The sequence below is a fragment of the Pseudomonas sp. TH49 genome, from assembly GCF_016650625.1.
In the GTDB taxonomy this organism is placed as follows: domain Bacteria; phylum Pseudomonadota; class Gammaproteobacteria; order Pseudomonadales; family Pseudomonadaceae; genus Aquipseudomonas; species Aquipseudomonas fluorescens_H.
In genome coordinates this window covers 325,326-336,978 of sequence record NZ_JAEKFL010000002.1, presented here as the reverse complement: position 1 = coordinate 336,978, position 11,653 = coordinate 325,326, and the positions used below count along the sequence as shown (strand labels likewise).

Genomic DNA, 11,653 nt, shown 5'->3' with positions numbered 1-11,653 from the left:
AATGCCAACCATATCTGTAAATGGAGAAAAAATAAGAGAACGATGCTTCTGGCAACATACATCCAGAGGCATATCCTTATTTTCAGTAGTTTAAAAAGCCCCAAAAAATTTATAACTATTTCTGATTCTCCTCAAAGAAACGATGGGAACAACGATAGCTGCAACAGACAGCTATCGACTAAAAACAGACCTTCGGTTGATAAAGATGATTCAGTTTGCCACGTCATCTACTCAATCAGTGCTTTTGGATTGAGTTCAGCCCTATATCGCATCGCTTCGGCTTCTATGCCTTCGACCGTCCATCCGAATTTTAACCATAGGGGTTCAAGGATGGCTGTTAGTGCGGCATCAGCTTCGTGGAATAGGCTTATGTCTCCGTTCAAGCTGCTTACGACTTCATCAAAACCACCGGAGTAAAGCACGTCCATATTCTTCCGAAAAAAGGTATGGGCGAGGTAGTTTCGACGAGAGTTCGATCTGCGTATAAGGTCATCAAATGCGTCAGGAACGGTGGTCACTTTTTAATGAATGCACCAATGCACCGAAGGTCTTTAAGAAATTTCCATCGAAGAATGCCTCATACTCTTCATCAGTCCATTCGGTTTTTTTTCGAGGTAGAAAATCGAGGAAAAAGAGGGCATTCACTATTCCATGTTCAAGCACCTGTGCCATGTGCATAGCTGCTCCGTAGTACGCACAGACCTCCTTGAATTGGAGGGGGCGAGAGTCAATTTCATCCATTTAGGCGCTCCTAATTTAACCGTTTCAAAAAATCGTGAGTGAACAACCCTTCATTTGTAGATACTACGAAGTATCTTTTTTCCAATAGTGGAGTTGGAACGAGTTTAGCCATCGGTTATTAATTTTCAGGTAGTCTCGGAGGGAATTCACCAGTTAACGCTATTGTTTCGAAGCATGCAATGTATGAGAGAGTCCCCACAATCGCTGAATGCAGAGCAATATTTGACTGTTGCTTAGAAGGGGTTGTCTTGTTGGGTATAGGTGCACATGAAAGAAATCTTTGAATTTTCGCTTCTAATTTTTTTGGTTCCAGGGCGTGTGCTAGCTCATTCCTTAACGAGTTTAAAGCTTCGAGCATTCCCCACACGGTGTCGGTAAGAAGTAGGCCGTTTGGATGAGAATTTCCGATTAGGGCGCGCGCAAGTTTCGCTTTCAAGAAGAATCCAATTTCAATGCCGTCAAGAGCTTCAGGAAAGCGGCATTTGGATTTTATTAAATTTTCTAGGATCTCCTCCGCCAAAAGATGCCCCTTAAGAACCACTAGGGTTGGATCATCTGACGAAGGAAGGTGAGCATCAAAACGCTTGAAACGCTCTTGGACTTCCGGTGGGAGATTTTCAGTCATCTAAATGCCTATTTTTTGTTAACGGCAAATCTTAGCTCTCTAGAAAGTTAAGAACCGAGCAGCTTAAACGTTGCCGTTTTTTACCATGGTGATGCTCAGTGTAAGCCCTCTGGGCATTTGACGTCTTTCAAGTGACCGAAGCGGGCACGGTGCAACCTCTGCTGAGCGACCGCTTCTGGCCGGAAGGTGCCGCTCTAAAATGTCCGCTTCTGGCCGATCTCTAGCAGTTGCTCCCTCGTAGCGAAGGGCTGGAACCGACCATGACTATCATTCAGATAATTGACTGTTGAACTAGATGTACCAACATTTATCCAGCGTTCGGCGAGCTGTTAAGCTTTACAGCCATTGATAGGAAGCGCCGTTGACAAGCTGCTGTCGTGCTTTGTTCGATAGCCATGGGAATCCCGACGCGAGCCGAGCATCTGCAAGCGAGCAGCCATCGGCAAAGTCCTTGCTCGCAAGCCAACCTTCTCTCTCTATTGCAATACCCCAGGCACGCCGCAGTTGTTCGAGGTCATTTTTGTCGAGTGATGGTGCAGATGATATCGACTCATAAAACTCCCATGGCTGCTCCCAGCGATCAAACGCCTCTATTGCTGAAATCAACTTGCGATACGACTTCATTGTGGTACCTAAAGGTTAGAGAAGTGGGCATACGTGGAATCCTCATTGAATGACCCGCTGACGGCCATTTTCCGTCGGCCTTATCGCAAAAATTACTGTTTTGCCACTAGGCTGTGCAAGTACAGCTTTTGGCCGAAAACGGTAGGTCAGGTACGGCGGTTTCCGGCCACATAGCGGTCAGTCAGAAGTAGGAAGAATGCAGTTCAGAATCTGAAAATTCAGCTCGATAATCGCCTGCGTCAGTGCCGCTCCCTAAAACAGTGCATGCATTGACGCGCACGCCAAGTCCTCAACTGCCCTCCGCAGAATGAGCATCGGGCAATTTTTTGCTCGCAAAGAGGCCTCATCCGATGGCGGAAATATTCCCAGACAACATTAGGATCAATATTTTCTCGGAGGACTATCTCATCTACTACCGCCTGATCACCCTTCTCGTGGAAAGCCCCGATGATCGCTAGCGTTTCAATTGATGGACAGTAACCAGTAATTGAATCGCCGCATCGATTACAAACACGTTGACCATAGTCAGTAGTCATAAATTCGTTTCAGTGCCTGGAACTGGAGATGACCTTTTTACTAGACGCTGCGGGCAGTGACAACGTTCGCCCTGGGTCGATTTCGGTCGATTACGACAGACAGCTATTGGCCGAAAGCGAACCTTCGTTGAGCTCAGCATTGACGCGAAAGCTGTCAAAAAGGTGACTCACTCAAGACAACGTCATTAAAAGACAGGCAAGAGAAGTGTCGCCTACCAACTCCCATACGGAATGCCGTACTTTTCGACGTATCGTTTAGCCTTCTCACTTACCGGATAGGCATAACGACCACCGTGCTTCCCTTGTTCCGGCCCCAGAGGCTCTATCTCCCCTTGACCGCGAGAAATCTCAACAGGATTTCGACATGAATCTCTAACCCATGTTTTGAGCACGCCGCCCGGAGCGAGCCCCACGTAAAGTGACGCCATAAAGCGAGCAGTTTTCTCCGGTGTTTCCGGGCAGCGCTGGTGTGTTGACTTCACCATCAGTTGCCTGCCCTCTTCCGGAATTTCGATGAAGCCTTTGTAGGTTTTTTGCTCTGTTATGGATTGCCAGCGGACAAAGATCAGTTTTGGAAGATCGGCGCCTGTCACAGGCATCCCGCTCCCCGACACCGTCCCCCAACCACGGGCCGACTCTGTGCTGATATCGGGCTCTCCGCTGGCTGCAGTGCTCTTGCCAGCTCTAAAGAAGACTCTGTTATTGATGTCTTGGACGGAGCTGTCTTCTACCCAGACCTTCATGTAATTCGGCTGAACGAACACTAATTCCCACCATGGATATTTAGGGTCATTTTCGCCTGTTTCTGGGCCACTGCTTTGGCAGCCGGACAACAATAAAGCGCCCAGCAGTGCAATCGTTGCTTTCATTACAAATGATCCATTCAAGTATTTGTCACGACTACCAACTTCCATATGGAATGCCGTACTTGTCGATATACCGCTTAGCCTTTTCACTCACAGGATAGGCGTACCGCCCTTCGTTCTTACCTTGGCTCGGCCCCAGTGGCTCAATTTCCGCCTGTGCTCGCGCGACCTTGACTGGGTGATGACATGAGTCTCTTACCCAAACCTGCACGACACAGCCGGGAGCCAGGCCGAGATAAACCGATGCCATGAATCTTGCCTGCCGATCGGGAGTTCGCGGGCAGCGCTGATTGACGGACGTCACCATCAACTGCCTGGCCTCTTCCGGAATATCTACCCATGCTTGCCAGGTTTTCTGTTCAACGATTGATTGCCAACGGACCCAGATTCGAACGGGCAGGTCTGCTCCTATCACCCTCCTCCCGCTGCCGCCAACTCCACCTGCCCACCCCCGGGCTGATTCTGTGCCATCTTCAGGCTCTCCCCCAGCTGCGGTACCGCCACCGGTTTTGTAGAAAATCCGGTTGTTAACGTCTTGAACAGAACTGTTTTCAACCCAGACCTTCATATAGTCCGGCTCAGTAAACGCCAGCTCCCACCATTCGGACTTCGGGTCATTTTTGGCTGAGAGTGGATCAGTTTCTTGGCACCCTGAGATCAGCAAAACGCAAAGTATCGTTATGAGTTGTTTCATTGGCTTAAGAATTACCAACTCCCGTACGGTATGCCGAATTTATCGATATACCGCTTGGACTTTTCGCTGACTGGATAGGCATAGCGTCCGCCGTGCTTCCCCTGCTCCGGGCCTAGCGGTTCAAGTTCGCCCTGGGCATGAGCGACTTGGATCGGTCGGTGGCATGAATCTCTGACCCATGCTTGAAGTACCCCACCCGGGGCCAGTCCCACGTAAAGCGAAGCCATGTATCGAGCGGTCCTTTCAGGAGTTTCCGGGCAGCGCTGGTGCGTTGAATCCACCATCAATTGCCTCGCTGACTCTGGAATTTCAATGAAACCCTTGTAGGTTTTCTGCTCTGATATGGACTGCCAACGAACAAAGATGAGTTTGGGAAGATCGGCACCGGTTACCGGAATACCGGAACCACTGACCGTGCCCCAACCACGGGCTGACTCTGTGCCATCTTCTGGTTCACCTCCGGCGGCGGTGCTTCCGCCCGCCTTGAAAAACGTTCTGTTTTTGATGTCCAGGACTGAGCTGTCTTCTACCCAAACCTTCATGTAGTCCGGCTCTACAAATCCTAACTGCCACCAAGGAGATTTGGGGTCACTTTCGCCACTTTCGGCTGCGCCCGTCTGGCAACCCGCCAACAGAAAAATGCCCAATAGAACAATCAATGCTCTCATTACCAAAGCTTCCAATCAGGTACGTGTGGGTGTTGTACGCGAATTGCGTCTGCCGTCGGAGCGTTGATGTAAACGGCCTCGATGCCACTGCCGTCATTTCTTCCGAGGGGATGATTCCAGTTTGCAGAGGTGTGGATGTATTTCAGCTTAAGCAGTGTTTCTTCCACATCAGTGGTTTTGTAATCACCGGCAACAAAACGATCACACAAGGCTTGTAGTTCTTCCGGAACCGCGTACTCATCGCTGTCTGGCATGTCGATGAACTGGACACCCTTTTCCTTTGCCAGTTGATACATGACTCTCAAGTAAACCAGTGAAAGCTTACCGCTGACTGGCCTTTTGAGCTGCAGCGCGGCGTACACGCGTTTTTCTCTAGGAGCCAGTCGATCTTGGTTGTCCCTCGGGAGCACGAGCGCGGTGGGTGTCACAACTTCCAGAAAATGCTCAGGCCACCCTTTGGCAACCCACTGACTTTTCAGGCGTGCAGCATCCCGGTAGATCGACGTAGTCGCGACGTCAGTTTGGACAGAGACATCAAGGGCTTGCATGGGGCTGACCAGCACGCATTCCTCGACTTCATCGAGGTAGCTTCCACCGATATCCGAATGAACGCCGGGAAGGGTGTACTCCGGATGGTCGGGCTTAACACGGCTGAGCGCGAAGTTCACTCGGCACTCATCGCGAGCAACGAGATGGACAACATCTTTGAAGAACCTGCGGTCCAGGTAAAGCTTCACACCGGGAGCAATAGGACTTGTCACTTGACCAAGATTGGTGAAGCCGGCAATGGATGGCACTGTGTCGAACAGGCCTATAAATCCCATCTTGATACCGTTTCCGTACTGGCTATCAAAATTTCGGCTGAAATCTCGGGCGTAGATGTTCAGCAAATTCCCTAGTGAACCCTGCTTGCCTCGCACGATTTCATTAGAGAAGTGCCGGGCAGCTGCGGCGCCACGGCTGAAGCCAAACGTATCAAAAGTCAGAGACACTATTTCACTGCCCGAACTATCTTGCAGGGCCTCATCAATGGTTTGTTTGATTTGCGCGAAAGACGCCTGCACACGCGCTGCAACACCGGTATCACCTCGCCCCGTGCCGGCGCCCACTGTGCTGTCTTTTTTATTGCTGACGGTGCCTATTCCGTCAACATAGACAGGACGTGAAATGCATTTGAAGGCCCCTGAGCCCTCCGCTTTTTCAGTCTTTTTATACAGATCATGCAGTTTTTTAACATTCGTGAGGCCGGCGCCATAACTGCTATCCGGATCACTCATGTAAGGCATGCAACTCGCAGGAATATCCTGCGGCGCAATCGGATGCTGCGCACCACACAGCAACCCTGCTGCCGTGTTGTTCGCATTGTTACCAGTACCATCAAAGAACACCCCAATCCTCAACGCAATGCCGATTTTCTCAGGCTCGCGCGCAGGCTCTTTCCCATGCTTCTCATACTCCGCCCAGCGCTGGGCATGAATATCGACGGGTTTGGCTTCTTCGTAGCGGTAGTTTTTCGGGGGGTTGGGAACGTAGCCACTCAATCCTTGATTCCTTGTTCTGATCCTTGAAGAACGGGCCGAAGGGTGACAGCCGAGGCTTGGGGGTGCAAGCCGTGGCCGTGTGCCAGCTCGGTTGGAATTGCGGGGTGCGACGAGGGTTTAGGCTCGTCGCACCGGGGTGGTCAGTGGGCGATTTCGACGTTGTCGAGGGCCTGGTTTACGGCGAGTTCGCCGAGCATGACGACTTGGGCGATGCCCAGCGCGGTTTTGCGGTGGGAGGTGTCGAGCATGGCGGCGAAGTTGTTGAGCATTTCGCTGGCGGAGCCGAGGGTTTCGCTGGCGTTGGCGAGCAGGGATTCGGTGTCGCACTTCGGGTTGGCGAGGTACATGGGTTCGGGTTTGTGCGGGCTGGCCATGATTTGGGTGGCCGGGGACAGGTAATGGTCGAGGGCGCGTTCGGCGGCTTCGTGGAGTTTTTTGGAATCGAGGGATTCGTAGGGGGATGCGAGGTCGGTTTCTGGCGGGTTGGGTGTTGGTTTGATCATGGTGAAACTCCTGATTGTTCATTAGGAGCTACCGGCATCACTTGCAGATGATGGGTGGCAGCTGTGCGCGGGTCTGCAAGACCGGGAAACCAGGAACCCGGCAGACCCGAAGGTCTCCCGCACAAAGCTGCCATTTTGTAGACGCGAACGAGCGTCCATGTGGCGTGGCTATGCGACTGGTTTTCCGGCGGGCTTGCAGACCCGATCACTGATGAGCAGTGATAGGAATCAAGGTACGGAGGGCGCGCCAGACGCACAAGCCGGCGGATTCTGGCGTACTCGTAGGTAATGACGCAAGGCGTTGTAGGGCTTGGGTGGTTACGGGAGGCTTCGTTTAAACGGTGGTGATTTTTCTGTTTATTTCGGTCAGTGATTGATGGGGTGATTGGGCAGACGTCTTCGCGGGCAAGCCCGCTCCCACAGGGATTTTTGGCTGGATTGAGATTGGTGGGGGATGGACTGGCGCCATCGCGAGCAGGCTCACTCCTACAGAGGGAGGTGGTTCGAATCAGCGGGCATCTCGCTGGATTCGGAATACCAGGCTGGGGGCTTTGCCGGGGACATCGTCCAGTTCGCCGAAGCGGCACATGCCTATCTTTTCCAGGACGCGGATTGAGGCGGTGTGGTCAGGCCTGACCAGACCGAATACCTCGGGCAAGCCGAGATGATTGAAGGCGTGGGTCAGCGCATTTTGTGCGGCCTCTGTCGCATAGCCGTGGCCCCACGCTTCGACGGCGAAGCGATAGCCGAGGTTGATGACCTTTTTGCCCAGGTAGTCGTGGGCGGCGATGCCAGCGAATCCGAGGATGTGCTCAGGGGCTTGTGCGCTGCTGATTGCCCACCATCCGTAGCCGTGGGTTTCCCAGTGTTGCAGCCAGCGATCCAGCAGTGCTTCGGCTTGTGTGATGTCGGTCATGGGGCCGGCGGGGTTGAACAGGTTCGTTTGTGGGTCGCCGAAAATCGCGAAAACGGTGGGCAGGTCTGCTTGTTGTGGGCGTCGGTAGGTCAGGCGTGTTGTGGTGTTTGGCATGCTCGAGACCTTGGTGATTCAGCAGGTTATGTAGCGGTTGGGCGGGCGCCATCGCTAGCAGGCTAGCTCCCACAGGTTCCGCGCAAGGCTCGGGTGCCTGTGGGAATAAGGCGCCAGTGACGGTATCGCAAAGGAGTCTGACGGACTGTCAGTTCTTACAGGTCTCTTACAGTTTGCGCAGGGCTAAGCTAGCCCGACTGTAGGAAAACTGAGGAACTGATCATGGGCCGCATTCGATACTTGTTGCCACTGAGTGCTCTGCTGCTGGCCTTGCAGCCAATAATTGGCTATGCCGGTGCCACCTGGACGTACATTTCGCTCGAGGCGAATTTCCGCTGTGATAACGGCGTCACGACACAAGGCTATAGCGTCTATGCGGTGGGTGATCGGCCGGAGTTAGGGAATTGGGACCCGGCCAAAGCGGTTCGACTCACGCCATCCCCCTACCCCTCCTGGTCCGGAAAGATAAAATTCAGTAACGCAAAACCCGGTGATGTCGTGGAGTGGAAATGTATCGTCCGCAATGACAGCAACCCCAGCGACGCAACCTGGCAAACAGCCCCCAACAATCAAGTAACCATGGCTTTTAGTCCCACACCTCTGGCGACTGGAAGCTTCTGAATCGACCGTATGGTGCCGCGGCTACAAGCTCGAACTCTGGCCTCGACCGCGCGTCATGTTGATCAGCGCCACGCGTCTGCCACCCGGCGCCGCGCGCTCTTCGATGGAGAACGGCACGAAGCCGAGTTTCGGGTAGAGCAGCAACCCCGCCGTGTTTTCGTTGAAACAGGACAGCTGCACTTCCCTTGCCCCGTACTTTTCAAAGCCGACCGCAGTCATTGTTTCGACAATGTAGCGAGCGACGCCCTGGCCACGGGCGTAAGGCGCGACGATGACGTTGCCGATGCAGCAGATGCCGTCGTGTTCAGCGCGGTAGAAGTTGGCGAAACCGACGAACTCGCCGTTGGCCAGAAATGCCGTCGAGTCGAAGCGTTGGCTGATCGCGGTGTGCATTTGCTCTTCCGTCAGCGGGTACTGCGCTTTCGGGAACATGAAGTACAACTCTTGAACGCCCTGCGGAAAGCCGCACAGGGTTTTGACGTCGTCGGCCGTCACTGGTCGGTGGGTAAAGTTCATGGCTGCCCTGCCCTCACTGTTTGCCTGCGGCCAAATGGTGCGCGACCAGCGCGTTGGCATGGCCGTGGCCCATGCCGTGTTCATCCTTGAGCCACGCCACCAGTTCCATGTGTTTCTTGTCGGTGACGCCGGCGAGCAGGTTCAGCCAGTGATCGATGGGCTGGCCGTATTTCTTTTCGATGGAGGCGAAGTACGACGCCGGGCCTTTTACCTTGTTGTCTTCGCTCATGCTGCAAGCTCCTTTCGACGTTTGTGAAGGGACGGCTTCGCATTTTCACTTAATGAAGCCGGTCCTTCCTTTTTCAAGTGATTTCAAGAATTAGGGAAAAAGGTTCCCGAAACCATTGTGTATCTATACGGTAACCGCCCGCTAAGAATGAACGCGTGCTTGACAAGGTTGTGTGGAACCCGCTTCGGGTGCCGTCGTGACCGGCTCTTGGAGGTCATAAGCAGCCAGATCCAGATAGCGTTTTATCCAGCCTTTCTCATAGACCAGGTTGTGAATGCCATCCAAAAACAGCCAATAAATGAACAGCACAGCAAATCCCATTGCCAGCACAAATAAACCTTTTTCCCATTTAAACAGTGATGTGGACTTAATCACCTCCGTGGAAAGCGCAACCATAAAACCAATGAGCGAAGCAAAGCCTAAATTCTGTGATAAGGCCGGCCGCTGCGGCCTAGCCGTTAGATCCACGTATGCCGAAAGCTCTCGAAGCTTCGTAGCCGTATAGCCCTCCAACCGAACTATTTCCAGGAAAAAGGCGTAACAAAGGAAGTTTTCTTTTTCGCGCAAGGACTGCCGGTCGATGGCATGTGCAGCGAATTCGTTTGGAAAAACAGTGCGAAGTGCGTGAAGGCGCGTACGGTACGCCATTACAACCCAAGGAATCAGCGCACCGGCAGCGTAGGGAAGCAGCACCGGGTATTTGTACCCAAAAAATATGAAAACAAGAAATAGTATGGTTAATAGCAGCGCAACCCACATAGACCATGTTTTGCGCACGTTCGCCCACGTGAACAGAATTCTATTTGGTTGTTTCCGGCTAAGTTTGTATAGGGCTTTCAAGTCAGCCCATTCCTTAAGTTTCATGGCTAATATGTATCCTTTGAATAAGCGAAAATGGAATGCACCAAATATCCTAAGTGAGTTGCCTTGCGATTGCAGGCAGTACTATCCATACCGGCTGAATCAGCCATGCAGCAGCGCAGTCGCCGATGACACCACCAGCAACACCGCCAGAATCCGGTTCAGCCACTGCAACTGCGCCGGATTGCTCAGCCAGCGCGCCGCCCCACGCCCCAACAACGCCCAGGCGCCGAGGCACGGCAACGACACCAGAAAGAACGCCAGACACAGCGCATTCAACCCCTGCCCCTGCGCGGTAAACACGCTGATCACGGCAATCGCCATCATCCACGACTTGGGGTTCACCCACTGCAAGAAGGCTGCGCCGATCAAACCCAGTTCAGTCTTGGTTTCCCCCGCTTCCGGGTCGATGGCGGTAACGGGGGCAGTGAAGATCTGCCACGCCAGCCACAGCATCCAGCCCATCCCCAGCGCACTGATCACCGGGCGCACACCGGGCAGCATCAGCGTGCTGGCGCCTGCACCGGCCACCCACACCAACGACGCGGCGCCCGCCCCCGCGCCGAGAATGATCGGCAGGCAAGGCCGCCAGCCGCGTCGGGCGCTGGTGCTGAGTACGATGAGGTTGGTCGGCCCCGGGGTGATCGAGGCAACGAAGGCAAAGAGGATGAACGCAAGCATGGCACGGCCCTGTAGAAAGTCAGGGCTAAGTGTGATGGTCGAGCAAGGTGACGGTCTTGAACGTTTGTTCAGCGTCGAAAGGTGCCGATGGCGCGTTGCTGATAGGCGCCCGGCGTGATGCCGTAGGCACGCACGAACCAGCGGCCGAGATGGCTTTGATCGGCGAATCCGAGGCGGCCGGCCACTTCCACTGGCTGCATGCCGGCGGCAAGCATCTGCCGGCCACGGCTCAGACGCAGCTGGATCAGCCACGCGTGCGGTGCGAGTCCATAGGCTGCCTTGAACGCGCGGGTCAGGCGAAAGCGGTCGGTGCCGCAGACGTCGGCCAGGGTTTGCAGGCTGATGTCCTGTTCGTGGTAGGCCACCAGGTAATCGCGTGCCTGCCGGGCGATCAACGGTGCGCGGTTGGCAGCGCTCGGTTGAGGTCGCCGGTACAGATGAATCGCCAGTCGTTCGAGCAAGGCATCCAGCGCCACGTCGCGCACCATGCGTACGTCCTGCTGATGCAGCGCATTGAACGCAAACAAGGTGGCCCGGGCCAGTTCGGGATCATCGTTGAGCACACTGCCGATCCCCGGCAAGCCACTGCCATAACTGCCCAGATGCACACCATCCAGCGCCTGCTCCAACCATGCCGGTTGCAGATAGAGCATGCGATAGGTGAAGCCGTCCGGGCTCGGCGCATCGCCGTCATGGATGTCGCCGGGTTCCAGCATGAAAACCTTGCCCGGCGTGCTGTCATGCCGCGCCCGACGGCTGTTGAAGCGCTGCACGCCCTGCTCGGTGAAGCCGATCAAATACGTTTCATGCCAGTGCGGATCGTAGGCATGCGCGTGCCCGGCGAAATGCGCGTGCAGGGTTTCGATGCCGGTTTCCCGGTCGCGGGCAAGGTCGATCCAGTTGCTCATGGCGTGCGT

At 54.1% G+C, this 11,653-nt stretch carries 16 protein-coding genes; 1 reads left to right on the top strand and 15 read right to left on the bottom strand.

The window, feature by feature from the left end; translation table 11 throughout:
* Positions 1–227: 227 nt before the first annotated feature.
* The 10 genes from JFU48_RS18915 to JFU48_RS18870 form a co-directional block, all read right to left on the bottom strand.
* Positions 228–428, bottom strand: coding sequence for a hypothetical protein (locus JFU48_RS18915; protein WP_103484207.1), 201 nt, complete (start codon positions 426–428; stop codon positions 228–230).
* 73 nt (positions 429–501) lie between these two features.
* The gene (locus tag JFU48_RS18910; RefSeq protein WP_201137294.1) at positions 502–741 is read right to left on the bottom strand and encodes a hypothetical protein; all 240 of its coding nucleotides are present in this window, start codon (positions 739–741) and stop codon (positions 502–504) included.
* A 118-nt stretch (positions 742–859) separates the two neighbouring features.
* Positions 860–1,366 carry a hypothetical protein gene (locus JFU48_RS18905; protein WP_146774692.1) on the bottom strand — a complete coding sequence of 169 codons (507 nt, stop codon included), beginning with the start codon at positions 1,364–1,366 and terminating at the stop codon, positions 860–862.
* 336 nt (positions 1,367–1,702) lie between these two features.
* On the bottom strand, positions 1,703–1,990 hold the full coding sequence (locus JFU48_RS18900) for a hypothetical protein (protein WP_146774691.1): 288 nt from the start codon (positions 1,988–1,990) through the stop codon (positions 1,703–1,705).
* A gap of 748 nt (positions 1,991–2,738) precedes the next feature.
* A complete protein-coding gene (locus tag JFU48_RS18895; RefSeq protein WP_103484209.1) occupies positions 2,739–3,395 on the bottom strand; it encodes a DUF2931 family protein in 657 nt (218 codons plus the stop codon).
* Between the two features lie 31 nt (positions 3,396–3,426).
* Entirely contained in the window at positions 3,427–4,086 is a 660-nt protein-coding gene (locus tag JFU48_RS18890; protein WP_201137293.1) for a DUF2931 family protein, read from the bottom strand.
* Positions 4,087–4,097: 11 nt separating this feature from the next.
* Positions 4,098–4,754: a DUF2931 family protein gene (locus JFU48_RS18885; RefSeq protein WP_201137292.1), complete on the bottom strand. Its 657-nt coding sequence runs from the start codon at positions 4,752–4,754 to the stop codon at positions 4,098–4,100.
* A complete protein-coding gene (locus tag JFU48_RS18880; RefSeq protein ID WP_103484212.1) occupies positions 4,754–6,295 on the bottom strand; it encodes a T6SS phospholipase effector Tle1-like catalytic domain-containing protein in 1,542 nt (513 codons plus the stop codon). Before JFU48_RS18880 ends, JFU48_RS18885 begins: the two co-directional genes overlap by 1 nt.
* Positions 6,296–6,435: 140 nt before the next feature.
* Complete coding sequence (locus tag JFU48_RS18875) at positions 6,436–6,798, bottom strand: DUF6124 family protein (protein WP_096796364.1); 363 nt, start codon at positions 6,796–6,798, stop codon at positions 6,436–6,438.
* Positions 6,799–7,306: 508 nt separating this feature from the next.
* Positions 7,307–7,828 (bottom strand): GNAT family N-acetyltransferase, encoded by a 522-nt coding sequence (locus JFU48_RS18870; RefSeq protein WP_201137291.1) that lies wholly within the window; start codon positions 7,826–7,828, stop codon positions 7,307–7,309.
* 222 nt (positions 7,829–8,050) lie between these two features.
* On the opposite strand from JFU48_RS18870, the gene JFU48_RS18865 reads away from it, so the two are divergent.
* Complete coding sequence (locus tag JFU48_RS18865; RefSeq protein WP_201137290.1) at positions 8,051–8,449, top strand: carbohydrate-binding module family 20 domain-containing protein; 399 nt, start codon at positions 8,051–8,053, stop codon at positions 8,447–8,449.
* A 21-nt stretch (positions 8,450–8,470) separates the two neighbouring features.
* Here the strand turns inward: JFU48_RS18865 and JFU48_RS18860 are convergent, their stop codons facing one another.
* From JFU48_RS18860 to JFU48_RS18840, 5 genes are all read right to left on the bottom strand, one after another.
* Positions 8,471–8,965: a GNAT family N-acetyltransferase gene (locus JFU48_RS18860; protein WP_201137289.1), complete on the bottom strand. Its 495-nt coding sequence runs from the start codon at positions 8,963–8,965 to the stop codon at positions 8,471–8,473.
* Positions 8,966–8,978: 13 nt separating this feature from the next.
* Positions 8,979–9,194, bottom strand: coding sequence for a DUF4287 domain-containing protein (locus JFU48_RS18855; protein ID WP_201137288.1), 216 nt, complete (start codon positions 9,192–9,194; stop codon positions 8,979–8,981).
* A 141-nt stretch (positions 9,195–9,335) separates the two neighbouring features.
* Entirely contained in the window at positions 9,336–10,058 is a 723-nt protein-coding gene (locus tag JFU48_RS18850; RefSeq protein WP_201137287.1) for a hypothetical protein, read from the bottom strand.
* Between the two features lie 99 nt (positions 10,059–10,157).
* A complete protein-coding gene (locus tag JFU48_RS18845) occupies positions 10,158–10,736 on the bottom strand; it encodes a LysE family translocator (protein ID WP_201137286.1) in 579 nt (192 codons plus the stop codon).
* A 68-nt stretch (positions 10,737–10,804) separates the two neighbouring features.
* A complete protein-coding gene (locus JFU48_RS18840) occupies positions 10,805–11,644 on the bottom strand; it encodes a helix-turn-helix domain-containing protein (protein ID WP_201137285.1) in 840 nt (279 codons plus the stop codon).
* Between the last annotated feature and the right edge of the window lie 9 nt (positions 11,645–11,653).